Genomic DNA, 22266 nt, shown 5'->3' with positions numbered 1-22266 from the left:
GCGGCCCTGAAAGATGGGCCTGCTGCGCAGGCCAGGGGGAGAAAGCTCCCTCGCCACAGTTTATTTGTCAGCCATAGGGGTTTCGACAGCCATCAGCACTTGTGTGAGGAGAAAGTCATGTATACGCGTCGTCAAATGCTGCTGGCCGGTGGCGGCCTTGGGCTTGCGGTAATCGCCGGTGGCCTGCTGCAAAAAATCAATGCCGGGCCCGCCCTGATTGCCGAAGCCGAAGCCGCCGAACATTTCGAAGTCAGTCACACCGACGCCGAATGGCGCACCCTGCTGACCGCCGAGCAATACGCGATCCTGCGGGAGCAGGGCACCGAACGCCCCTACAGCAGCGCCCTCAACAGCGAGCATCGCAACGGCACTTTCGCCTGCGCCGGTTGCGCATTGCCGCTGTATGCCTCTGCCACCAAATTTGAAAGCCACACCGGCTGGCCGAGTTTCTGGCAACCCCTGGAAAACGCCGTGGCCAGCCACGTTGACACTTCCTTCGGTGTGGAACGCAAGGAAATCCATTGCCGCCGCTGCGGCGGTCATCAGGGGCATGTGTTCGATGACGGCCCGGCACCTACCGGCCTGCGCTATTGCATGAACGGCGCAGCCATGACGTTCACCGCGGCTTAATTCGATGTCTTCTTATAAGGGAATACCCCATGTGGCTTTTGGTTCTCGCGTATCTGGGCGGCGTGCTGACGATTGTCAGCCCGTGCATCCTGCCGGTTCTGCCTTTTGTCTTCGCTCGCACCGGGCAGCCGTTTTTGCGCAGTGGCTTGCCGCTGCTGCTGGGGATGGCGATGACGTTCGCCCTGGTCGCCTCGCTCGCGGCGGTGGGCGGCGGTTGGGTGGTGCAAGTCAATCAGTACGGTCGCTGGCTCGCGTTGCTGTTTGTTGCGCTATTCGGGCTGACCTTGCTCCTGCCCAGTCTGTCCGAACGCCTGACCCGGCCACTGGTGGCGGCGGGCAGTCGCCTGTCGGAAGCCGCCGGGGCCGATTCGCGGCCCCGGCCGGGCGCTTCATTCCTGATCGGCGTGGCCACCGGGCTGCTGTGGGCTCCGTGCGCCGGGCCTATCCTGGGGTTGGTGCTGACGGGCGCCGCGCTGCAAGGCGCCAGTATCGGCACTACCTTGCTCTTGCTGGCCTACGCGGCAGGCGCTGCCACCTCCCTGGCCTTGGCGTTGCTGGTCGGCGGTAAAGTCTTTGGCTTCATGAAGCGTTCCCTGGGCGCCGGTGAATGGCTGCGCCGTGGCCTGGGTGCATTGATGCTGGCGGGTGTGGCGGCAATTGCCCTGGGCCTGGACACCGGCATCCTGGCACGCTTGTCGACGGCCTCGACCGGTGGCCTGGAACAAAGTCTGGTGGAAAAACTCAGCGCCAAGCCTGAACAGAAGAGCGGGGCGATGATGGCCGGCGGCGCGATGATGGCTGCCAACCACAGCGACACGTTGCCGGTGGAAGGCCAGTTGCCGGCGCTGGACGGCGCTGTGCAATGGCTCAACTCCGAACCCCTGACCGCCGAGGCGTTGAAGGGCAAGGTGGTGTTGGTGGATTTCTGGACCTACTCCTGCATCAACTGCCTGCGCACCTTGCCGTACGTGAAGGCCTGGGCCGAGAAGTACCGCGACCAGGGCCTGGTGGTGATCGGTGTGCACGCTCCGGAATTCGCCTTCGAGCGCGACGTGAACAACGTTACCAAGGCCATGAAGGACTTGGGCATCACCTACCCGGTGGCCATCGATAACAACTACAAGATCTGGCGCGCGTTCAATAACCAGTACTGGCCGGCGCATTACTTCGCCGACGCCAAGGGCCAGATTCGCTATCACCACTTTGGCGAGGGTGACTACGCCGAGTCCGAACGGGTGATCCAGCAACTGCTGCGTGAGGCGGGCGCTACCAAGGTGGCGGGCGGCTTGATCGAAGCGGACGCCAAGGGCATCCAGGCCGCACCGGACATGAACGAAGTGCAGTCGCCGGAAACCTACCTGGGCTTCCAGCGTGCCGAGAATTTTGTCTCCACGGGCACGTTGGCTACCGACAAGGTCGCCAACTACCCGGTAGCCGGCAATCTCGCGCTGAATAACTGGACCCTGGAAGGCCAATGGAACGTGGGCGGCCAGCAAGCCACCCTCGCGGCGGCCCACGGCAAGATCGTCTACCGCTTCCATGCCCGTGACCTGCATCTGGTGCTGGGGCCTGACGCCGACGGCAAGCCGGTGCGCTTCAAAGTGACGATTGACGGCCAGGCGCCGGGGGATGCCCACGGCACCGACGTTGCTCCGGATGGCAGTGGCACGGTGACTGAGCAGCGCTTGTACCAGCTTGTTCGCCAGTCGGGCGCGGTCAAGGACCGGACCTTCACCATCGAGTTTCTAGACCCGCAAGTGGCGGCCTACGCCTTCACCTTCGGCTAACCCATAGCGAAATTTTGCAGGGTTAACCCGATCAATGTGGGAGCTGGCTTGCCTGGGATAGCGGTAGTGAATTCAACATCGCTATCGCAGGCAAGCCAGCTCCCACCGATGACCGCGTTTATTCTGATGTTTCGGAGTGACTGAGATGAAACTGTTTAAGTACTTACCCGCCCTGGCGTTCGCCGCCTTTGTCGGCCACAGCTCGGCGTTCTCTTTCGGCCCGTCCGACGACGCGGTGGTGATTGCGCCGCCGGCCATGGACCTGCCGGCAGACTCGAACAACCTGCAAACCGCCGTGTTCGCTGGCGGCTGCTTTTGGGGCGTGCAGGGCGTGTTCCAGCATGTGCAAGGAGTGAAAAACGCGGTCTCCGGCTATGACGGTGGCGCGGCCAGCACCGCCCAATACGACAGCGTCAGCGGCGGCGACACCGGCCACGCCGAGTCCGTCTCCGTGACCTACGACCCGAGCAAGGTCAGCTACGGCAAACTGCTGCAGATCTACTTCTCGGTGGCCCACAACCCCACGGAACTCAACCGCCAGGGCCCGGACAGCGGCACGCAGTACCGCTCGGCGATCTTTGCCCAGAATGCCGAACAGCAAAAAGTCGCCCAGGCCTACATCGCCCAACTCGACGCCGCCAAGGCCTTCGACAAGCCGATCGTGACCCAAATCGAAATGGGCAAGGCCTTCTACCCGGCGGAGTCCTATCACCAGGACTTCCTGACGGAAAACCCGTCCTATCCGTACATCGTGATCAACGACCTGCCGAAGGTGGCCCAGCTGAAAAAACTGTTCCCTGAGCAGTACCGCGCAGAACCGGTGCTGGTGAAAAACCAGTAGACATTCAGCCCTTGGCTTTCGCCAGGTAAGGCGCCAGGCGCCGGCCCATTTCCTCACCCAGGGCTTGCAGCCCGCTCAAGGGGCGGATCATCACTTCAAACTCGATGATCTGCCCTTGTTCGTTAAAGCGAATCAGGTCGATGCCCTTGAGCTGCTTGTCACCCACGCGTGCGCTGAATTCCAGCACCACGCTTTGACCATCGGCGGTGGCCAGCTCACGGTGGTAGGTGAAGTCTTCAAAGACGTTGAACACGGTGTTGAGGATCATCGACACCACGGGCGCGCCGGGGTAGGGCGTGTGGGCCATGGGCGAGCGGAAGACTGCGTCGGGGGCCAGCAATTCGGGGAGGGCCTTGAGGTCACCGGCAACGAGCATGGCGTGCCAGCGCTTGAGGCTGTGGGCGGCCTCGGGAGATAGGTTCAGTTGTTCGGACATGGTGGGCACCTGTTCTTATGATGGGCGGGGCGTTGCACCCCACCAACATAAGAGCGGCACCAGGGCCGGATCAATGATCCGAAATGACAGTTATATGATTGAGCCGCACATCACAGCCGTCATGATCGGTCCTATGCTCTGCGTCCGCTTTTGAAGGCGTGACGCGGAGCGTCAACGGATTTATTCCCACGCGGAGCGTGGGAACGATCACATCAGACGACTTCAAGGTAGGAGCTATGAATCGCCCGCGCCAACTCCCGCACGGTATCGATAAATTCCGTCAGCCGGCTGTGGAGTCCGTCTTCCAGAATTTCATCAATCCCGGTATACCGCAGCCGCGCCTCAAACTCCGCCGCCAAACGCTGGGCCGTACGCCCATAGCTCCCCGGCAGGTCCGCGAGGATATGGCTCAACTCTTCAATACACGCATGCAACGAGCGTGGTACATCGCTGCGCAACAGCAACAATTCCGACACCGACCGCGCGTTCAACGCATTCGGGTACAGCTCGGTATACGCCTCGAACGACGACAATGCCCGCAGCAGCGCACTCCATTGGTAATACCCGCGTGCCGAAAGGTCGCTGACTTCCTCGGACTCTTCCCCAAACATCTCATACCGCGCGTCCAGCAACCGCAAGGTGTTATCCGCCCGCTCGACAAAGGTGCCCAGCCGGATAAACCGATACGCGTCGTTGCGCATGATTGTCCCGGATGTTGCCCCGCGGAACAGGTGCGAACGCTGCTTCACCCAGTCGCAAAAATGGCTGATGCCGTGGCGGGCCAAGCCGCCGGCCGCAATGCTGCGCATCTCCAGCCAGGTGGCATTGAGGTTTTCCCACATGTCGGCGGTGATCCGCCCACGTACCGCGTGGGCGTTACCCCGCGCAGCCCGCAGGCAGTTGTAGATGCTCGCCGGGTTTTCCTCGTCGAGGGCGAAGAAATGCAACATGCGCTCGGCGTCCAACTGCTTATGGCGCTCGAGGTAGCTTTCCAGGGTGCCGCTGCTGAGCAGCGACATGGCCAGCTCGTCGAGCCCGTCACTGCGCCCGGCCTGGGGCATCAACGACAGCGAATAACTGACTTCGAGCATGCGTGCCAGGTTCTCGGCACGCTCCAGGTAACGGGACATCCAATACAGATCTGCGGCGGTTCTACTCAGCATATTCAGCCCTCCACCACCCAGGTGTCCTTGGTTCCGCCGCCTTGCGACGAGTTGACGATCAATGAGCCTTCGCGCAGTGCCACGCGGGTCAAGCCTCCGGGCACCAGGCGGGTTTCCTTGCCCGAGAGCACGAAGGGCCGCAGGTCGATATGTCGTGGCGCGATGCCGTTTTCGACAAAGGTCGGGCAGGTGGACAAGCTCAGGGTCGGTTGGGCGATGTAGGCGTGGGGTCGGGCCTTGATGCGTTGCCGGAAGTCTTCGATCTCGGCGGCGGTAGAAGCGGGGCCCACCAGCATGCCGTAACCGCCGGAGCCCTGGGTTTCCTTGACCACCAGTTCCGGCAGGTGGGCGAGCACGTGGGACAGTTCATCCGGTTTGCGGCACTGGAAGGTCGGCACGTTTTGCAGGATCGGCTCTTCATCCAGGTAGAAGCGGATCATTTCCGGCACATAGGGGTAGATCGACTTGTCATCCGCCACGCCGGTGCCGATGGCATTCGCCAGCACCACATTGCCCGCGCAGTAGGCCGCAACCAGGCCGGGCACGCCGAGCATCGAGTCGGGGTTGAAGGCTTGCGGGTCGAGGAACGCGTCGTCGATACGGCGGTAGATCACATCAACGGCCTTCGGGCCATCGGTGGTGCGCATGAATACCTTGAGGTCGTGCACGAACAGGTCCGCGCCTTCCACCAGCTCCACGCCCATTTCCCGGGCCAGGAACGCATGTTCAAAAAACGCGCTGTTAAAGCGGCCCGGCGTCAGCACTACCACGTTGGGGTTGTCCAGGCGGCTGGAGCTTTTCAGGGTCTTGAGCAGCAGGTTGGGGTAGTGGTCCACCGGGGCGATGCGTTGCTTGGCGAACACCTCCGGGAACAGGCGCATCATCATCTTGCGGTCTTCGAGCATGTAGCTCACGCCGCTGGGAGTGCGCAGGTTGTCTTCGAGCACGTAGTAGGTGCCGTCGCCATCGCGCACCAGGTCGACCCCGGAGATGTGCGAGTAGATATCGCGGTGCAGGTCGAGGCCAACCATGGCTTTCTGGTAACCCTCGTTTCCGAGGACTTGCTCGGCGGGGATGATCCCGGCCTTGATGATGCGCTGGTCGTGGTAGATGTCGGCGAGGAACATGTTCAGCGCATTCACCCGCTGGATACAGCCGCGTTCGATGACGCTCCACTCACTGGCAGGGATGCTGCGGGGAATGATATCGAAGGGGATCAGGCGCTCGGTGTCCTGCTCGTCGCCATACAGGGTGAAGGTGATCCCGGCGCGGTGAAACAGCAGATCGGCTTCACGGCGGCGCTGGGCCAGCAGTTCTGGCGGCGTATTGGCCAGCCAGCGGGAGAATTCCTGATAGTGCGCACGGCAAACGCCTTGTGCGTCATTCATTTCATCAAAGAAAGATCGAGCCATTCCAATTACCTTGTCAGTGCCGGGACTAACTGCGCTTTGGCACTGCCGCTTTAGAAAACGCATTTTTTTATGAGCCCGTGGCTGATGGTGCCAGCAGGCCTGGTCCTTACTTTCTTTTGGGGTGGGCTCTGGGTCGAGAGGTAACGATTGCTCCTGTATCCGGGCAGATGAATGGATAAAGCAATGCCTGTGCCGAAACCCCTGTAGGAGCGAGCTTGCTCGCGAAAAACCTGAGAACACCCCGTTCAGTCAGGATGCCAGCGGTATCGTTGATGCCCTTCGCGAGCAAGCTCGCTCCTACAGGGGGCGGGGCGTGCTCCAAATTGGCGCATTAACAAACTTGAACTTCGCGCCGGCCTGATTCTTCTAAAGGGTCTCAGTCCAGCACGGAGCACGGATGTGCCCAGAATCATTTCACCCGACACCCCGGAATCGAGCCTGACCGACCACAGCGAACACAACGCGAAGATTTTCGGCTCACCCAAGGATCGTCTCGATTTCTACCGGCGCGAGATCCAGTACGAAACCAGCATCCTGGCCAACCGTACCGACGCCTACCTTACGGCGCAGTCGTTCCTGGTGATCGCCTTCGTTTCCGGCATGGGCAACCTCAATCCGGAATGGGGCAAGCTGTTCACCCTGGTGGTGCCGGTATTCCTGGCCCTGCTGGGCATCCTCAGTTCCCTCAACGCCTGGCCGGGCATTCGGGCGGCCTACGACATCATCGATCACTGGCACTACAAGCAGAGCGAACTGCTGCGCAGCGAGCCGGTGATGGGCATGGCCTATGACGAGTCGCCTCTGTTTTCCGAGATGGAGTCGTCCCACAAGGGCTATCGCAAGTCGCTGTTGTTTTCGATGCGCGCGCCGTGGCTGTTCATGGTGTTCTGGGTAATCCTGGGGGCCTATGCGTTCTATATCCAGGTGGACAATCCCGGCTCATAAGCAATTGGAACTTCACCCACCCGCACAGGACCTTACCTTTACGCAGTCTGCGTTTTCCAACAGAGGTGAGCCATGAGCACAGACAACGACCCGCAAACCAGCAACCGCAACGATCCTGCCATCGACCGCGGCGAACCGGCGCCAGGCACCGCGGCCGACGCACCGAAAGACCCGAAGCCTGCCAGCGACCCAACGGCCAAGGAAAACGACTACAGTCCTGACTTCAAGCCCGAGCGCGAGCCCAAGCCTGAAACCGATGCCGATATCGATACCCAAGGCGGTTAGAGGAGACGGTCATGTCAGTTGAAATTGATGAAGACGATGAACTCAATGACCCGGGCAACGAAGACCCGGGTTCATTGATGGATGATGCCGAAGTACCGCTTAACGACCTGGATGATGCCGCCGACGTCGGCAATATCGAAAACCAGGAGTAGACGTCATTGTTGTGCCTGGGCACGTCGTTCATACCACACCAGCATCGGCTGCGTGCTGAGACCATGAACGACGATGCTCAGGGCAATGACTGACAGCGTCAGGTTCACCGCCACCGCGCTACTGGTTCCCACCAGCCCGTGGTTGATGGCGTAGAACAGGTAGTAGATGCTGCCGATCCCGCGAATCCCGAACCAGCCCACCAATCCGCGCTGATGGCCATTGAGCAAGGTGCCCCAGGGTATCGACAGCACGCTGAGGGGCCGGATCACGCAAAACAGCAACGCGCCCACCGCCAGTGCCCGCCAGTCCCAATGGCTGACCAGTACCACCCCCAGCAGGGTCACTAGAAACACTTCCATCGAACGCTCCACCAGGCCGCCGAAGGCGAGCATATCGCCCATCATCACCCCAGCGGCGATCTGCGTGTCTTGCAGTTGCCCGACGTCTCCATGCAACGCATGCTCCGGCTCCACTTCCATGTGGCCAACCACGGGCTGGGCGAGATGCTCGGCGGGGGTTTGTGAATTGCCGGTGGACTTGAACTCGGCCTGGCGCAGCCCGAGGCCGGCGGCGAATACCGACAGAAAGCCGTAGCCGCCGATGGCTTCAGCCACCACGTAGGCCAGGGCGATCAGGGCCAGCGTCAGGTAATCATTGGGTGACAGTGTGCTGTCGGCATTGGTAATGCGCATTTTCAGGGTGATACGACCGATGCCCCGGCCCATCCAGTACCCTACCAGCAGCCCGGCAGGTACGGCCCAGAGCAGGTTTTTCAGGACCCAGCCGCCAAGCCAGTCACCGTCGAAGCCGCCGTGCTGCATGAAGATCAGCGCAAAGATCACGAAAGGGAAGGCCGTACCGTCGTTCAGTCCGGCCTCGCCTGAGAGGCCGAAGCGCAGCGAGTCATAGTCCTGAGCGTTATTCACCTGGACCAGGCCTGCAAGCACTGGGTCGGTGGGCGCCAGAATCGCCCCCACCAACAGCGAAACGCCCCACGACAACCCCAGCAGCCAATGCAGCGCCAGGCATGTGCCGAGGATGGTCAAGAGCATCACGGGCCCGGCCATCCCAAACGCAATGCGCCAGGTTCGGTGCTTGAGGGGCAGGCGCAATTTCAGCCCGCTGACAAACAGCGAAAACAGCACCGCGACTTCCGTCAGGTGTTCCATCCAACGGGCGGAGCCCTTGATGTCCAGGTGCAGCAAGTCCATGCCCAACGGGCCGATGCAGATACCCAGCAGCAGGCAAACAGCCGAGGTAGTGACCGGCATCCAGCGCAGGTAGGAGGAGGTGAGGGCCAGGATGAGCAACACTGCGCCGAGTACGGCCATCCATAAAATAAAAGTCATCGAGCATGCACCAGGCCGTGGTCTATCCCGGTTTGAGGACCACGGCCTGGCACAGGTTCAATGTGATTCCAGCCACGGCGAGCCGGTGGTTTTCAGACGGATCATGTCGATCAGTTGCCGCAACCCCGGCTGCGACTGCCGGCGGCTCGGGTAGTACATGCACAGCGGCGCGCCGATGCAGACCCAGTCGGGCAACACCTGCACCAGACGGCCGTCTGCCAGTTCCGACAGCACGCGATTCTCCAGGCAATAGGCGATGCCCACGCCTTGCAGCGCTGCGTCGACGATGGTTTGTGTGTCGGCCGCACTGAAGTGGCCAGGCACGTCGAGACGCTGCTGGCGGGGGCCGTTGCCCAGCTCCCATTTGTAGGTGGTCTTGTCGCCCAGGTACATGCGCACGCAAGAGTGCGCGAGCAAGTCCTTGGGTACCGAAGGCGTTCCGGCCTGCTTGAGATACGCGGGGGAAGCGACCATGATCCAGCGCAGCTCGCCCGTCAGCGGTACGGCCACCATGTCCTGGGGCACCGTGGCGCCATAGCGGATACCCGCGTCGTAGCCTTCGGCGACGATGTCGAGCATGCGGTCATCAATCATCACGTCCAGGCGCAATTGCGGGTAAGCGCGGGTGAACTCACCCAGGATGGGCGAGACAAGCAACACCGCCGCATCCCGTGGCACGTTCAGGCGCAGCCGGCCGATCGGCGCCTCGCGGTACAGTTCAAGGGTATCGAGGCCGTCCTGAATCGTCGCAAAGCCGGCACTGAGTTTTTCCGCGAGCACCACGCCCGCATCGGTGGGCTCCACCGCACGACTGGTGCGGTAGAGCAACTTGACCCCCAGGCGGGTTTCCAGGTTGCGCATGGTGTGGCTCAAGGCCGAAGTGGTGACGCCCAGTTCATGAGCGGCATGCCGGAAACTGCGGCGGCGGATGATCGCCATGAACACATTCAGGTCGGCCAATTCGGAACGGTTGAACGCAGCCATATCAAGCACCTTTTGTGGGGTTTGGGTTGCACGCGCCGTTGAGCCCGATTCAACCACGGATGATCTAGAGTAATCGTTTTTTTACTGATTGTTTCTGGCGGAGGCTTTTTCATGAGTATCGAAACCATCAAGATCCCGGGCATCGACAAGGCCGTTTCGCGGATTGCCCTGGGCACCTGGTCCATGGGCGGCTCGATGTGGGGCGGTGCCGATAATGAGGTCTCGATCAAGACCATTCGCCATGCGCTGGACAGCGGCATCAACTTTATCGACAGCGCGCCGGTCTACGGTCTCGGACTGTCTGAAGAACTGATCGGCCGCGCCCTGCACGGTGTGCGCCACAACGCTGTGATCGCCACCAAGGCCGGGCTGCAATGGGACGATGGCACCGTGCGCCGCAACGCCACGGCCCAGCGCATCCGCAAGGAAGTCGAAGACTCGCTGGCGCGCCTTGAAACCGACTACATCGACCTCTACCAGATTCACTGGCCCGACCCGCTGGTGGCCCAGGAAGAGACCGCCTGCGAGCTGGAAAAACTGCGCCGTGAGGGCAAGATCCTGGCCGTGGGTGTGAGCAATTATTCGCCCGCGCAAATGGACGACTTTCGTCAGTACACCCACCTGGACACGGTGCAGCCACCCTACAACCTGTTCGAGCGGGCGATCGACAGCGACATCCTGCCGTACGCCAAGCAAAACGCCTTAGTGGTATTGGCCTACGGTTCGCTGTGCCGAGGCTTGCTGACCGGTAGCATGCACGCCGCCACGCGTTTTAATGGGGATGATGTGCGCAAACTCGACCCGAAATTCAAGGCGCCACGGTTTGAGCAATACCTGGCGGCGGTGGCGGCATTGGACGTGTATGCCCGCGAATGCCACGGCAAGTCAGTGCTGGCCCTGGCATTACGCTGGGTGCTGGACCAGGGCCCGACGATTGCGCTGTGGGGCGCCCGTCGTCCGGACCAACTGAAAGGCATCGAGGACGCATTCGGCTGGCAGCTGAGCGCCGACGACCTGCAACATATCGACCGTATTCTCGCCAGCACGATAAAAGATCCGGTAGGGCCGGAATTCATGGCCCCTGCCCAGCGTTAACCTTTGCGACAGGGATGTCTGCGGTTGCAAAACAACAGAAGACATCCCTTTGGCGTTGAGGTTTTTGGCATGAAGCGCGGTACCGTATTCAAGACTGTCAGTGGTTTGTTGTGTGTGGTGGCATTGGCGGGCGCCTGGAAGTGGCGGGGCAATCCCGATGCGCTGTGGCAGATCGTCAGCCGCCAATGCGTGCCTGATCAGAACCAGCACCTCAACCCCAGCCCGTGCCTCAAGGTCGACCCGGCGAAAGGCTTTGCACTGCTCAAGGACCTCAACGGCCCGTATCAGGATTTGCTGATCCCTACCGATAAAATCACCGGCATCGAAGACATCGCGCTGACCCGGAACCTGCTGCCCCATTACTTCGCCCAGGCCTGGAAAAACCACGATGTACTCTCCGCCGGCCTGCAAACACCGATTGCCGACCGCTTTGTGTCGCTGGCGATCAACTCGCGTTATGGCCGCTCGCAAAACCAGTTGCACATCCATATCGCCTGCCTGCGGCCCGACGTGTTCAACGCCCTTAACGAACGCGCCGCGACCCTCAACGAGCAATGGCAAACCCTGCCGGTAAAACTGCTGGGGCACACCTATAGCGCCCGCACCATGTCGGCAGCGGACTTCGACCTGCGCGACCCGCTGGCGATCTTGAATGAGTACGCGCAGGCCCAGGGCGACGCCATGGCCAGCTACAGCTTGCTGCTGACACCGGATGCAAATGGCAACTTCGTGCTGCTGACCACGCGGTTGACGCTCAAGGAATGGAACCTGGCGTCTGCCGAAGAGCTGCAAGACCACCAGTGCAACCTGATGGGCAAACCACCACAACGACCTGTTTTAGCTGTTAACGACATCCGGTGAAGTTTGCCGTTGAACGAGTGTTCAGTTTCAATTATGTTGGCTGCACCCCCTGCCTGGTAACAGGCGGGCTTGCGCTTTTTCTGATTGAACGAGAGGCACTGGCATGCGGTTTTCACCCTTTGTTGAGCGAATTGCAGGGCAGGGCGTAGCCGCCTGGGACATTCACCACGCCGCCTTCCAGGCCAGCAGCAAAGGCGAAGACATCATCATCCTGAGTGTGGGCGATCCGGATTTCGCCACACCCTCGTTCATCACCGACGCCGCCGTCGACGCCCTGCGCCAGGGCGACACCCACTACACCGAAATCCCCGGCCGCCCGGCACTACGCGACGCCATCGCCGCCCGCTATAGCCAGTCTCTGGCGCGCCCGCTGAACGCCGAAAACGTCATCACCGTGGCCGGCGCGCAGAACGCCTTGTTCGTCACTTCGCTGTGCCTGTTACAGGCCGGTGATGAAGTGATCGTCCTCGACCCGATGTACGTCACCTACGAAGCCACGCTCAAGGCCAGCGGCGCGACGCTGGTGCGGGTGCCGTGTTCGGCCGACTCGGGTTTTCGCCTCGACCCGGCACTGCTGGCCGCCGCCATCACGCCTCGTACTCGGGCGATCTTCTTCTCCAACCCCAACAATCCCACCGGCGTGGTGCTCAGTCCCCAGGAGCTGCAAGCGATTGCCGACCTGGCGATCGAGCATGAACTGTGGGTGGTGGTAGACGAGGTCTACGAAAGCCTGGTGTTCGATGGCGAGTACCACAGCCTGGCGGCGCTGCCGGGCATGGCCGAACGTTGCATCGTGATTGGCAGCCTGTCCAAATCCCACGCCATGACCGGCTGGCGCATCGGCTGGATCGTCGCCGAACCGGCCATGGTTGCCCACGCTGAAACCCTGGTATTGAGCATGCTCTACGGCTTGCCAGGGTTTGTGATGGAAGCCGCGACGGCTGCCGTACTGGCCCACGATGAAGTCACTCAAGGCATGCGTGAAACTTACCGTCGCCGCCGTGACCTGGTGGTGGCGGGCCTCAGCGGTTGCCCGGGCATCCACGTACGCGCTCCGCAAGCCGGCATGTTTGTGCTGGTGGATGTGCGGGACACCGGCCTCAGCTCCCTGGATTTCGCCTGGCGCCTGTTTCGCGAAGCGGGGGTATCCGTGCTGGATGCTGCGGCGTTCGGCGAGCCGGCCCAGGGCTTTGTGCGGCTGTCGTTCACCCTGGGTGAAACCCGGCTGGCGGAAGCCTGTGAACGCATCAGCCGCTTCGTCGCCAAGCTCGCCGCTGAACCACCCATAGCGCCTGCGGCGAAAATCATCAGCGTGCAGCCGGTTGCGGCGAAGAAGATGATCGAGGTGCTCGACCTGCACAAACGCTTCGGCAATATCGAAGTGCTCAAGGGCATCTCCCTGACGGCCCACGAAGGCGAAGTGATCTCGCTGATCGGCGCCAGCGGCTCGGGAAAAAGTACCTTGCTGCGCTGTATCAACATGCTCGAAGTGCCGGACCAGGGCAGCATTCATGTCGACGGTGAAAGCATCAAGCTTAACTACGGCCGGCCCGGCGCACCGCTGGTGGCCGACGCCAAACAGCTGGTACGGATTCGCTCGACACTCGGCATGGTGTTCCAGAATTTCAACCTGTGGCCCCATCGCACGGTCCTCGAAAACCTTATCGAAGCGCCGATCCAGGTGCTGCGGGAAAGCCGCGCCGAAGCCATCGAACGCGCCGAAGCCTTGCTCGACCGGGTAGGCCTGGCCGCCAAGCGCAACGAATACCCGGCGTTCCTCTCCGGCGGCCAGCAGCAAAGGGTGGCCATCGCCCGCGCCCTGGCCATGCGTCCCAAAGTCATGCTGTTCGACGAACCCACTTCGGCCCTCGACCCGGAATTGGTGGGCGAAGTGTTGCGGGTGATTCGCTCCCTGGCGGAAGAGGGCCGCACCATGATCCTGGTGACCCATGAAATGGCGTTCGCCCGGGACGTGTCATCCAAAGTCGCGTTTTTGCACCAAGGCCTGATCGAGGAAACCGGCTCGCCGGACTCGGTGTTTATCGACCCACGCAGTGAACGTTGCCGGCAGTTCGTCAACGCGCATCAAACTCGCTAACTCCAAAAAAAGACGGGGCAAGATCATGAAATCCAAACGATTGGCAAAGTGGTTGAGCAGTGCAGTGTTGATGCTGGCGGCAGGTACGGCGTTGGCGGCGGAGAAACCCATTGTGTTCGCGGTAGCGGCGGAACCCTACCCACCGTTCACGGTGAAGGGCGGCAACGGTGAATGGTCCGGCTTTGAGGTGGACCTGATCCACAAGCTCTGCGGACTGATGAAGGCAGAGTGTCAGATCAAGGAAGTGGCGTGGGACGGGATTATTCCGTCGTTGCTGGCGAAGAAAATCGACGTGATTTTTTCCTCGATGTCGGTCACCGAAGAGCGCGAAAAACAGATCGCTTTCAGCCGCGCCTACTACGACTCGCTGCTGGGCATTGCCGGCCCCAAGGGCACCACCGTCGAGGTCACGCCGGCGGGGTTGAAGGGCAAGATCATCGGCGTGCAGATCTCCACCGTCAGCGCCAACTACCTGAAGAAGTACTACGAGAACATTGCTGACCTGAAGTATTACGACACCCAGGAATCGGCCAACGCCGATCTGATTGCCGGGCGCACCGACCTGATGATGGCCGACGGTGTCGCCATCGCCATGATGGTCAAGACCCCTGAAGCACAGGGCCTGGCGGAAATCGCCGAAGTGCCTTACGACCCGATCATCGGTCGCGGCGTGGGGGCTGGCCTGCGCAAGGAAGACACCGAACTCAAGGCCCGCCTGGACAAAGCCATTGGTGAGTTGCTGGTGAGCAAGGACTACGCGGACCTCTCGCAGAGCGTGTTTGGTGTGTCGGTCAGCCCGTGCAAAAGAGCCGATACCCCGGCGTACGTCAGCAAGGTATGTGACAGCCCCTACACAAACTAACCCGGTAGAAAGGGAGTGCTTGTGGCGAGGGAGCTTGCTCCCGCTGGGGTGCGAAGCGCCCCCAAAACATGGGCCTGCTGCGCAGTCCAGCGGGAGCAAGCTCCCTCGCCACAGGGTCACTGCGTGTCATCGAAATAGGGAGCCGCGATGTTCGATCTACTCAACTTCAGCGAGCAAGGCTGGGGCAATGCATTGCTCAAAGGGTTATGGATGACCCTGCAGATCTCCGCCGGTTCGTTTGCGGTGGGGCTGTTGATCGGCCTGGTGGTGGCCTGTGCCAAACTCAGTGCACCGCGCCCGATAGCCCTGCTGATGCGCGGTTACACCACAGTTTTTCGCGCCGTGCCCGAGTTGCTGCTGATCCTGCTGCTGTACTACGCAGGCTCCATGGGCCTCAACGCGCTGATGCTGTGGCTGGGGTTTGCGCAATTCAACATCAGCGGCCCGCTGGTAGCCGTCCTGGTGCTGGGGCTGGTGCAAGGCGCGTACGCCTCGGAGATTTTCCGCGCGGCGATCCTCGCGATTCCCCACGGCCAGATCGAAGCGGCGCGGGCGTTTGGCTTGAGCGGCTTTGGCCTGTTCCGTCGGGTAACCCTGCCGATCATGGCGCCGTACGCCCTGGCCGGGATGTCCAATTTGTGGATCAACCTGATCAAGGACAGCGCGCTGATCAGCGTGGTAGGCACCAACGAACTGCTGTACACCGCCAAACAGGCGGCGGGCTCGACCCGGCATTACCTGTTGTTCTATCTCACGGCCGCCGCCTTGTATTACCTGGTGACATTGGCCTCCAACTACCTCTCCGGGCGCCTGGAACGACGTATTCGTCGCTGGATGCCGGTTGTCGAGTGAGCCGCATATGCCTGAGTGGATAAGTTATTACGCAGGACTGATCGCCAAAGGCTTGCAGACGACCCTGTCGTTGCTGGTGATTTCGGCAGTGCTCGGCTTCGCGTTGGCGGTGCTGGTAGCCCTGGCGCGGCTGTCCCGGCGCAAGTGGCTGGCCCGCTGTGCGCTGGGGTACACCAGTGTGCTGCGGGGCACGCCGTTGCTGATCCAGATCTACATCTTCTACTACGGCCTGGGCAGTCTATTTGCCCAGTTCCCGATGATTCGCGGGAGTTTCCTCTGGCCGTTCCTGCGGGACGGTTACTGGTACATCGTGTTTGCCCTGGTGTTGTCAGTGGGCGCGTACGTCGGTGAAGTGATTCGCGGCGGCCTGCTGGCGGTGCCCAAGGGTGAAATGGAAGCCGCCTCGGCGTTTGGCATGACGCCGCGCCAGGCCCTGTTGCGGGTGCGCTTGCCACGGGCCATGCGCCTGCTGCTGCCGACCCTGGCGGGGGAGACGGTGATGTTGCTCAAGTCCACCGCACTGGCTTCAACCATCGCCGTGGTCGACCTGCTCGGCGCTGCCAACGTGGTGCGCGCCCAGACCTTGCAGATCTACCAGCCGCTGCTGCTGGTGGCCGGGGTCTACCTGTGCCTGACCTTTTTGATTGAAGCCCTGTATGCCGTTGCCGAGCGGCGCGGCACACCGTTGCGCAGGTCTGCCGGATGAAAACCGATCGCTCGTTGCAAGGGATTGCCCTGTGCTCGCTGGCCTATGCGTTCCTGGCGTTGCAGGACGCCGGGATCAAATGGCTGGTGGCCGACTATTCAGTTTTCACCATCCTGTTCTGGCGCAGCCTGGTGGTGGTCGCTGCGTGCGTGATCGCCGGGCGCCTGGGCTTGCTCAAGCGTGCCTGGCGTTCCGTCAGTCGCAAGCTGCTGATCATTCGCGGCCTGCTGTCGCTGCTGGCCTGGCTGCTGTACTACACCGCCGCCAAGGACCTGACCCTGGCGGAAATGACCACCCTGTATTTTTCTGCGCCGATCATGGTCACGCTGCTGGCGGCGCTGATCCTCAAGGAACGCGCCAGTCGCGGCCAGTGGATTTCGCTGATCATAGGCTTTGTCGGCGTGGTGATCGCCTGTCGCCCCAGCAGCATGGTCGACCCGCTGCCAATCGCCCTGACATTGGCCGCCGCACTGTGCTGGGCATTTACCTATATCCAGTTGCGCCAGGTGGACGACAACACCTCGGTGCTGGAGCAAATGCTGATCACCAATGTGGTGTTTGTGATCTGCATGGTGGTGACGCTGCCCTGGACCCACACACCGTCGCCGACCCCGGCGTGGCTGGGCATGCTCGGTGCCGGTCTGGTGGGCGGCATTGGCCAGTTCCTGTTGTTTGCGAGTTTCCGCCGGGCCACGGCGACGCTGTTGGCGCCGTTTGAGTACACCGGCTTGATCTGGGCCTTTCTGCTGTCGAGCCTGGTGTGGGGCACGGTGATGGACGTGTCGCTGATCTTCGGCGCCGCGCTGATCGCCGTCAGCGGCACCCTGGCCATGCTCAGCGCCCGGCATCACGTGTCACAAGACGTGGTCGGCGCCGAATGCTCCGTGACGCAACCCTTGTATCCAGCAGCGGCAGATGTGCAGCCCGTTGCCGGGACTGAAGGTGCCGGGGTTGAGGCACCACTCGAGCCAGAGTCCGTCGAGCATCGCCGATAAACCGATGGCGGCCAGGCGCGTGTCGTGGATCACGAAGCCTTCGCTCTGGGCCAGTTCGTCGAGCAGCTGGCGGATCAGCTCCAGGTAGGCGCGGTAGCTTTTTTCATGGGAGTCATTCACGTGTTCCGAGTGGCGGATCAAGCTCCAGAACACCACCCAGACGCCCAACAGTTTCGGATCCATCACCCGCGAGGAAAACGAGCCGGCGAGGAATGCATCCAGCCGCGCGGCAGGGCCCACGGCCTGGTCGACTTCCTGCCAGAGGGCGGTGGTCAGTTCGCTGGCCAGCTTGTGATAGGTCTCGGCGATCAGTGCATCGATGCTGCCGAAATGGTGATTGAGCAATCCCACCGAAACCCCGGCTTCAGCGGCGATGCGCCGCACCGAAATGCCGGCATGCCCGTCCCGGGCGAGGCTGGTGAGGGTGGCGGCAATCAGCAGGTCGCGACGGTCTTCGGTCACAGGCACATCCCAGATGGTTGAACGTATGTTCAATATATACCTGCAGAACCAACAAGAGGAGGGCAACGGCATGGCAAAAGACCTTTCGTGGCAAGTCCCCGGCGATTCCGGGAACACCCTGCACATCGGCGCCTGGCGCTTCGAGGGTGACGGCAGCGGGCCTCGGGTGCACCTGCAAGCCGGGGTGCATGCCGATGAAATCGCCGGGATGCTGGTGTTGCATCAACTGCTGCCACGGTTGCAGGCGTGTCAGGACCGGGGGCAACTCAAGGGCTCGGTGACGGTGGTGCCTCAGGCTAATCCGTTTGGCATTGGGCAGTTTCGCCAGGGGCGGTTGTTGGGGCGGTTTCATGAGGCCACCGGGCAGAACTTTAATCGGGCGTTTGATCATTCATTGGCCATGGAGCGGCCGGCAAGCAACTTGGCGCAATGGCAGAAAAGTCTGGTGCAGTTGGCGGCTGATGCCGAGTTGGTGCTGGACCTGCACACCGATGATGAGGCGCTGCCGTATCTGTATATACATCGCAGCTTTTGGCCGGAGGGCCAGGTGTTGGCGGCGGCGTTGCAGGTGGATGTGGTGATTGTCTGGGACGAGGGCGGTGATGGGTCGTTTGAAGAGACGATCATTGATCACGGGAAGCCGCGGTTGGCGGCGACGATTGAATTGCGTGGGCAGGCGGATGTGAGTGATGCCTTGGCCGGGCAGGATGGTGACGGGATCTGGGGTTGGCTTTGTGCTAGCGGGGTGATTGATGAGGCGCCGGTGATTGCCGACTGGCAGGGGCAGGTGGTGGACATGGGCTGTATGGAGACCATTCTGGCGCCGTGTGCCGGGGTGTTGGTGTTTGAAAAAGGTTTGGGTGAGCAGGTTGAAGAGGGTGAGCGGTTTGCACGGATTATTCGGCGGCCTGGGGATTCGGCTTCTGAAGTTGTACTGCATGCGGCGCAAACCGGGCGGATGGTGACGGGGCATCGGGAGCGCTTGGTGTCACAGGGTTCGGTGGTGGCCAAGTTTACCGGCACGCGGTTGTCTGAGGGTTACAGCGGGGGGGTGTTGGATCCTTAGGCGGGAGTACATAATCAAGAGCGGGCACGGTCAAATGTGGGAGCTGGCTTGCCTGCGATGCAGACACCTCGGTGTATCAGGCAGACCCAGTTGATGCCATCGCAGGCAAGCCAGCTCCCACAGAAAAGCAGAGCTACCCCCATTCGCCCTAGCTTTTGATCTGCGGCCCGCGAGCAATCAAGTTACAGAAGCGGGTGGGGCTGTTCGAAGTCAGTGGGGCTGCGGCCTCACCAGGCCGCGTTTTTCCAGCAACAGACGCTCCAGTTCTTTCATCGGCAATGGCCGGCTGAACAGATACCCCTGGATCTGATCGCAGCCGGCTTCCCGCAGAAACTCCAGCTGCGCCTGGGTTTCCACACCTTCGGCGACCACTCGCAGCTTGAGGCTGTGGGCCAGTTCGATGATGGTGCGGGTGATCGCCGCGTCCTGGGGGTTGCTGGTGACTTCGCGGATAAACGCAATATCGATTTTCAGCGTATCAATCGGGAACCGCCGCAGGTAAGCCAGGCTGGAATAGCCGGTGCCAAAGTCGTCAATGGAGATCTTCACCCCCATGGCCCGCAGGCGTTGCAAGCTGGCGATGGTGTGTTGGGTGTTCTCCATCAACGAGCCTTCGGTCAATTCAACCTCCAGCCAATGGGCCTCGACGCCGGCATTGGCGAGTGATTGGGCGATATCGGCAATCAGGTCGCCCTCGATCAATTGATGCCCGGAAACGTTGACCGACACTTCCACCGCACCCACCGCGCTGGACTGCCAGGTCGCGATCTGACGGCACACGTTGTCGATCACCCAACGCCCGAGCGTGACGATCAGCCCCTGGCTTTCCAAGATCGGTATGAACACCGCCGGAGACACTGCACCGTAACCGGGCCGGTCCCAGCGCAGCAGGGCCTCAAGGGCGCACACCTGACCGTTGGTCAGTTCGACCTTGGGTTGGTAATGCAGCACGAATTCTTCGTGCTCGACGGCCAGGCGCAGGGCTTTTTCAAGGTCCAGGCGCGCCAGGTCATGCACATTCAACCGCGAGGACTCCTGTTGGTGGTGTTTAAGTTGCTGCTCCAACAACAGGCTATGGTTTTTCAACTGATCGCCGTGGGCCTTGAGCCGCAGCAAGTTGCGTACCCGTAGCCACAACTCGACCCGTTCCACTGGCTTGCTGATGAATTCTTCAGCACCGGTTTCCAGGCCACTGAGTCGCGCGCTGGATTCGCTCAGGGCCGAGAGCATGATGATCGGAATGTTCGCCGTGGCCTGGTTGCCCTTGAGCTGGTTGGCCACTTCGTAACCGTCCATGCCCGGCATCATGATGTCCAGCAGGATCAAGTCCGGCGGCCGTTGCGCCACCATCTGCAAGGCTTCTTCACCACTGGCGGCACTCACGGTCTGGTAACCCTCGTGACGCAGCAGGGTTTCCAGCAGCTTGCGCACCTGGATTTCATCATCGACGATCAAGAGCGTTGCGGGTTGGCTGGCCATGGAGAGGACTCAAGTTGGAGGTGTAATGTTCTTTTGCAGCAGCGTATCGATTACCTGGTACAGCTCTTTGTAGCGCAGGGGCTTGATGATGTAGGCATCGCAGCCGGCCCGCAGGGTTTTGTCGCGGTCTTCCTTCATGGCCATGGCGGTCAGGGCGATCACCGGGATGTGGGCGGTGTGAGGGTCCTGCTTGAGCAGTGAGGTGGCCGCCAGGCCGTCCATGCCGGGCAACTGGATATCCATCAGGATCAGCGCCGGTTGTTTTTCCCGGGCCAGGGTCAACCCGGTCTCGGCGTCGGCCGCCCACAACACGCTGTGGCCGGCGTTCACCAGCAGCAAGCGGGCGAGGCGCATGTTGGCCTCGTTGTCTTCGACGATCAGGATTTCGGCCATGGGGCCTCCGCATCCGCAGCGCGGTGCAGCGGCAGCCACACCACAAATCGCGCGCCGGCACCTTCACGGCTGGCCACGGCGACACTGCCGCCGTGCAGGTCGGTCAGTTGCTTGACCATCGCCAGGCCCAGACCCGTACCTTCGAATTTACGCGCCAGGCTACTGTCGATCTGGCTGAAAGCCTTGAACAGCTTGCTCATGTCGTGCCGGGCGATACCGATGCCGGTGTCGCTGACGCTGAATTCCAGGAACTGTTGGTGCTCGCTGGGTTGCAGGGCAAAACCATAGGTGGGCCAGTCGCCAGGAACCTGCCCGACTTGTGCACGACTCACCTCGCGCACCGACAGGGTCACCGAGCCGCCGTGCTCGCTGAACTTCACCGCATTGGCCAGCAGGTTATAGATGATCTGCTTGGTCTTGCGCAGGTCGAGTTCCAGGGTGCCGAAGTCGTCCTGGCTTTCGAGCTTCAACTGGATGCGTTGCAGCGCGGCCTTTTCCCGCACGATCAGCAGGCTATTGGCCAACAAACCCGCCAGCTCCACGGCTTCCAGTTCCAAGTCCATCATCCCGGCCTCGACCTTGGACAGGTCGAGGATGTCGTTGATCAGCGACAGCAAGTGCTGGCCGCTGGTGAAGATGTCGCCGATGTATTCGCGCTGGATATCGCTCATGTCGCCCACCAGGCCGTCCTTTAGCGCCTCGGAAAAACCGATCACGGCATTCAGCGGCGTGCGCAATTCGTGGGACATGGTGGCGAGGAATTCGGACTTCATGTGGCTGGCGTGTTCCAGCTCCAGGTTCTTCTCTTCGAGGGCACGCTCAAAGCCTTTACGTTGTGCCTCTTCCTGCTTGCGTGCGGTGTTGTCGGTGCCGATCAGCAGGTAGCCGATGATCGCGTCGTTGCGGTTGCGCAGGGCGGTGACCGAGACCATCGCCGACAGGCGACTGTTGTCCTTGCGGATATAGGTCAGCTCGTAGATGTCCTCAATACCCCGGGAAGCCTTGAACACCAGGGCTTCGAAGCCGGGCGTGATCGGTGTGTCCAGTTCCAGGCTGAGGGCGGCGGCGCGGGTGATCAGCTCGGCGGGGTCGGAAATGTCGGCCGGTGTGACGCGGTTCAGCACATCGGCGGCGGCATAGCCGAGCATGCGTTCAGCGCCGACGTTGAAGATCTGGATCACGCCTTTTTCGTCGGTGGCAATGCTGGAGAAGTAGGCGCTGTTGAAGATCGCGTCTTGCAGCGCGCCGGTCTTGAGCAGGGCTTTCTGACGTTTGAATTCGACGATTTTCTCGGCCCGGGATTGCGGCTCGATGGGGCTGTCGGCTGAAGAATTGTCCATCGTGACGTGTTCCGTGAGCTTGAGGCCTGACGCTGCCCAAACGCAGCGCCGCAGAGCATGCTCACAGAAGAT

General features: G+C 61.4%; 22 protein-coding genes and 1 pseudogene. 14 read left to right on the top strand and 9 right to left on the bottom strand.

Going from position 1 to position 22266, the window contains the following annotated elements; genetic code table 11:
- Window positions 1–117: 117 nt before the first annotated feature.
- The 3 genes from msrB (at window position 118) to msrA (ending at window position 3258) form a co-directional block, all read left to right on the top strand.
- On the top strand, window positions 118–630 hold the full coding sequence (msrB, locus tag K0H47_RS10880) for a peptide-methionine (R)-S-oxide reductase MsrB (protein WP_093209854.1): 513 nt from the start codon (window positions 118–120) through the stop codon (window positions 628–630).
- Between the two features lie 29 nt (window positions 631–659).
- Window positions 660–2417, top strand: a complete 1758-nt coding sequence (locus tag K0H47_RS10875) for a cytochrome c biogenesis protein DipZ (protein ID WP_219272573.1) — start codon at window positions 660–662, stop codon at window positions 2415–2417.
- A 145-nt stretch (window positions 2418–2562) separates the two neighbouring features.
- On the top strand, window positions 2563–3258 hold the full coding sequence (msrA, locus tag K0H47_RS10870) for a peptide-methionine (S)-S-oxide reductase MsrA (protein WP_219272571.1): 696 nt from the start codon (window positions 2563–2565) through the stop codon (window positions 3256–3258).
- 4 nt (window positions 3259–3262) lie between these two features.
- On the opposite strand, the gene K0H47_RS10865 is transcribed toward msrA, so the two are convergent.
- The 3 genes from K0H47_RS10865 to K0H47_RS10855 all read right to left on the bottom strand — a co-directional run bounded on the left by K0H47_RS10865 (window position 3263) and on the right by K0H47_RS10855 (window position 6269).
- The gene (locus K0H47_RS10865; RefSeq protein WP_063030306.1) at window positions 3263–3694 is read right to left on the bottom strand and encodes a nuclear transport factor 2 family protein; all 432 of its coding nucleotides are present in this window, start codon (window positions 3692–3694) and stop codon (window positions 3263–3265) included.
- 212 nt (window positions 3695–3906) lie between these two features.
- Window positions 3907–4857, bottom strand: a complete 951-nt coding sequence (locus K0H47_RS10860; RefSeq protein ID WP_076013496.1) for an alpha-E domain-containing protein — start codon at window positions 4855–4857, stop codon at window positions 3907–3909.
- Between the two features lie 2 nt (window positions 4858–4859).
- Window positions 4860–6269, bottom strand: a complete 1410-nt coding sequence (locus tag K0H47_RS10855) for a circularly permuted type 2 ATP-grasp protein (RefSeq protein WP_063030304.1) — start codon at window positions 6267–6269, stop codon at window positions 4860–4862.
- A gap of 399 nt (window positions 6270–6668) precedes the next feature.
- Between K0H47_RS10855 and K0H47_RS10850 the strand changes: the two genes are divergently transcribed.
- From K0H47_RS10850 to K0H47_RS10840, 3 genes are all read left to right on the top strand, one after another.
- Complete coding sequence (locus K0H47_RS10850; RefSeq protein WP_063030302.1) at window positions 6669–7214, top strand: hypothetical protein; 546 nt, start codon at window positions 6669–6671, stop codon at window positions 7212–7214.
- 72 nt (window positions 7215–7286) lie between these two features.
- Window positions 7287–7499: a hypothetical protein gene (locus K0H47_RS10845; RefSeq protein ID WP_063030300.1), complete on the top strand. Its 213-nt coding sequence runs from the start codon at window positions 7287–7289 to the stop codon at window positions 7497–7499.
- Window positions 7500–7510: 11 nt separating this feature from the next.
- Entirely contained in the window at window positions 7511–7651 is a 141-nt protein-coding gene (locus K0H47_RS10840; protein WP_167410157.1) for a hypothetical protein, read from the top strand.
- Between the two features lie 3 nt (window positions 7652–7654).
- On the opposite strand, the gene K0H47_RS10835 is transcribed toward K0H47_RS10840, so the two are convergent.
- Window positions 7655–9001 carry a sodium:proton antiporter gene (locus K0H47_RS10835; protein WP_063030298.1) on the bottom strand — a complete coding sequence of 449 codons (1347 nt, stop codon included), beginning with the start codon at window positions 8999–9001 and terminating at the stop codon, window positions 7655–7657.
- 57 nt (window positions 9002–9058) lie between these two features.
- A complete protein-coding gene (locus K0H47_RS10830; protein WP_093209863.1) occupies window positions 9059–9985 on the bottom strand; it encodes a LysR family transcriptional regulator in 927 nt (308 codons plus the stop codon).
- A gap of 111 nt (window positions 9986–10096) precedes the next feature.
- Between K0H47_RS10830 and K0H47_RS10825 the strand changes: the two genes are divergently transcribed.
- The 7 genes from K0H47_RS10825 to K0H47_RS31015 all read left to right on the top strand — a co-directional run bounded on the left by K0H47_RS10825 (window position 10097) and on the right by K0H47_RS31015 (window position 17454).
- Complete coding sequence (locus K0H47_RS10825; RefSeq protein WP_219272569.1) at window positions 10097–11080, top strand: aldo/keto reductase; 984 nt, start codon at window positions 10097–10099, stop codon at window positions 11078–11080.
- 69 nt (window positions 11081–11149) lie between these two features.
- Window positions 11150–11941 carry a CDP-diacylglycerol diphosphatase gene (locus K0H47_RS10820; RefSeq protein WP_219272568.1) on the top strand — a complete coding sequence of 264 codons (792 nt, stop codon included), beginning with the start codon at window positions 11150–11152 and terminating at the stop codon, window positions 11939–11941.
- A gap of 103 nt (window positions 11942–12044) precedes the next feature.
- Entirely contained in the window at window positions 12045–14039 is a 1995-nt protein-coding gene (locus K0H47_RS31285) for an aminotransferase class I/II-fold pyridoxal phosphate-dependent enzyme (RefSeq protein ID WP_219272566.1), read from the top strand.
- A gap of 25 nt (window positions 14040–14064) precedes the next feature.
- On the top strand, window positions 14065–14901 hold the full coding sequence (locus K0H47_RS10810) for a transporter substrate-binding domain-containing protein (protein ID WP_063030288.1): 837 nt from the start codon (window positions 14065–14067) through the stop codon (window positions 14899–14901).
- Window positions 14902–15048: 147 nt separating this feature from the next.
- On the top strand, window positions 15049–15753 hold the full coding sequence (locus K0H47_RS10805) for an ABC transporter permease (protein ID WP_063030286.1): 705 nt from the start codon (window positions 15049–15051) through the stop codon (window positions 15751–15753).
- A 7-nt stretch (window positions 15754–15760) separates the two neighbouring features.
- Window positions 15761–16459 (top strand): ABC transporter permease, encoded by a 699-nt coding sequence (locus K0H47_RS10800; protein ID WP_063030284.1) that lies wholly within the window; start codon window positions 15761–15763, stop codon window positions 16457–16459.
- Window positions 16456–17454: a DMT family transporter gene (locus tag K0H47_RS31015; RefSeq protein ID WP_257626647.1), complete on the top strand. Its 999-nt coding sequence runs from the start codon at window positions 16456–16458 to the stop codon at window positions 17452–17454. The genes K0H47_RS10800 and K0H47_RS31015 overlap by 4 nt, the downstream gene beginning before the upstream one ends.
- Here the strand turns inward: K0H47_RS31015 and K0H47_RS10795 are convergent.
- Window positions 17410–17988: pseudogene (locus K0H47_RS10795) on the bottom strand (TetR family transcriptional regulator C-terminal domain-containing protein); the annotation flags it as partial. The gene K0H47_RS31015 and the pseudogene K0H47_RS10795 sit on opposite strands and share 45 nt — an antisense overlap.
- Here K0H47_RS10795 and K0H47_RS10790 point away from each other — a divergent pair.
- Window positions 17987–18982, top strand: coding sequence for a succinylglutamate desuccinylase/aspartoacylase family protein (locus tag K0H47_RS10790; protein ID WP_218262834.1), 996 nt, complete (start codon window positions 17987–17989; stop codon window positions 18980–18982). The pseudogene K0H47_RS10795 and the gene K0H47_RS10790 overlap by 2 nt on opposite strands.
- 210 nt (window positions 18983–19192) lie before the next feature.
- Here the strand turns inward: K0H47_RS10790 and K0H47_RS10785 are convergent, their stop codons facing one another.
- The 3 genes from K0H47_RS10785 to K0H47_RS10775 are packed head-to-tail and all read right to left on the bottom strand — an operon-like array spanning window position 19193 to window position 22194.
- Window positions 19193–20461, bottom strand: a complete 1269-nt coding sequence (locus K0H47_RS10785; protein WP_219272563.1) for an EAL domain-containing response regulator — start codon at window positions 20459–20461, stop codon at window positions 19193–19195.
- Window positions 20462–20470: 9 nt separating this feature from the next.
- Window positions 20471–20854 carry a response regulator gene (locus K0H47_RS10780; protein ID WP_003209702.1) on the bottom strand — a complete coding sequence of 128 codons (384 nt, stop codon included), beginning with the start codon at window positions 20852–20854 and terminating at the stop codon, window positions 20471–20473.
- Window positions 20839–22194: a HAMP domain-containing sensor histidine kinase gene (locus tag K0H47_RS10775; RefSeq protein ID WP_063030276.1), complete on the bottom strand. Its 1356-nt coding sequence runs from the start codon at window positions 22192–22194 to the stop codon at window positions 20839–20841. The genes K0H47_RS10780 and K0H47_RS10775 overlap by 16 nt, the downstream gene beginning before the upstream one ends.
- Between the last annotated feature and the right edge of the window lie 72 nt (window positions 22195–22266).

Source organism: Pseudomonas sp. Xaverov 83 (assembly GCF_019352905.1).
GTDB classification, from domain to species: domain Bacteria; phylum Pseudomonadota; class Gammaproteobacteria; order Pseudomonadales; family Pseudomonadaceae; genus Aquipseudomonas; species Aquipseudomonas yamanorum.
The sequence above is the reverse complement of the archived record's forward strand: the minus strand, read 5'-3'. Positions and strand labels throughout refer to the sequence as shown.

What these genes read in the sequence shown, in the direction of transcription:
- msrB (WP_093209854.1), top strand. Translation starts at nt 118, where the DNA reads ATGTATACGCGTCGTCAAATGCTGCTGGCCGGTGGCGGCCTTGGGCTT.
- K0H47_RS10875 (WP_219272573.1), top strand. Translation starts at nt 660, where the DNA reads ATGTGGCTTTTGGTTCTCGCGTATCTGGGCGGCGTGCTGACGATTGTC.
- msrA (WP_219272571.1), top strand. Translation starts at nt 2,563, where the DNA reads ATGAAACTGTTTAAGTACTTACCCGCCCTGGCGTTCGCCGCCTTTGTC.
- K0H47_RS10865 (WP_063030306.1), bottom strand. Translation starts at nt 3,694, where the DNA reads ATGTCCGAACAACTGAACCTATCTCCCGAGGCCGCCCACAGCCTCAAG.
- K0H47_RS10860 (WP_076013496.1), bottom strand. Translation starts at nt 4,857, where the DNA reads ATGCTGAGTAGAACCGCCGCAGATCTGTATTGGATGTCCCGTTACCTG.
- K0H47_RS10855 (WP_063030304.1), bottom strand. Translation starts at nt 6,269, where the DNA reads ATGGCTCGATCTTTCTTTGATGAAATGAATGACGCACAAGGCGTTTGC.
- K0H47_RS10845 (WP_063030300.1), top strand. Translation starts at nt 7,287, where the DNA reads ATGAGCACAGACAACGACCCGCAAACCAGCAACCGCAACGATCCTGCC.
- K0H47_RS10840 (WP_167410157.1), top strand. Translation starts at nt 7,511, where the DNA reads ATGTCAGTTGAAATTGATGAAGACGATGAACTCAATGACCCGGGCAAC.
- K0H47_RS10835 (WP_063030298.1), bottom strand. Translation starts at nt 9,001, where the DNA reads ATGACTTTTATTTTATGGATGGCCGTACTCGGCGCAGTGTTGCTCATC.
- K0H47_RS10830 (WP_093209863.1), bottom strand. Translation starts at nt 9,985, where the DNA reads ATGGCTGCGTTCAACCGTTCCGAATTGGCCGACCTGAATGTGTTCATG.
- K0H47_RS10825 (WP_219272569.1), top strand. Translation starts at nt 10,097, where the DNA reads ATGAGTATCGAAACCATCAAGATCCCGGGCATCGACAAGGCCGTTTCG.
- K0H47_RS10820 (WP_219272568.1), top strand. Translation starts at nt 11,150, where the DNA reads ATGAAGCGCGGTACCGTATTCAAGACTGTCAGTGGTTTGTTGTGTGTG.
- K0H47_RS31285 (WP_219272566.1), top strand. Translation starts at nt 12,045, where the DNA reads ATGCGGTTTTCACCCTTTGTTGAGCGAATTGCAGGGCAGGGCGTAGCC.
- K0H47_RS10810 (WP_063030288.1), top strand. Translation starts at nt 14,065, where the DNA reads ATGAAATCCAAACGATTGGCAAAGTGGTTGAGCAGTGCAGTGTTGATG.
- K0H47_RS10805 (WP_063030286.1), top strand. Translation starts at nt 15,049, where the DNA reads ATGTTCGATCTACTCAACTTCAGCGAGCAAGGCTGGGGCAATGCATTG.
- K0H47_RS10800 (WP_063030284.1), top strand. Translation starts at nt 15,761, where the DNA reads ATGCCTGAGTGGATAAGTTATTACGCAGGACTGATCGCCAAAGGCTTG.
- K0H47_RS31015 (WP_257626647.1), top strand. Translation starts at nt 16,456, where the DNA reads ATGAAAACCGATCGCTCGTTGCAAGGGATTGCCCTGTGCTCGCTGGCC.
- K0H47_RS10790 (WP_218262834.1), top strand. Translation starts at nt 17,987, where the DNA reads ATGGCAAAAGACCTTTCGTGGCAAGTCCCCGGCGATTCCGGGAACACC.
- K0H47_RS10785 (WP_219272563.1), bottom strand. Translation starts at nt 20,461, where the DNA reads ATGGCCAGCCAACCCGCAACGCTCTTGATCGTCGATGATGAAATCCAG.
- K0H47_RS10780 (WP_003209702.1), bottom strand. Translation starts at nt 20,854, where the DNA reads ATGGCCGAAATCCTGATCGTCGAAGACAACGAGGCCAACATGCGCCTC.
- K0H47_RS10775 (WP_063030276.1), bottom strand. Translation starts at nt 22,194, where the DNA reads ATGGACAATTCTTCAGCCGACAGCCCCATCGAGCCGCAATCCCGGGCC.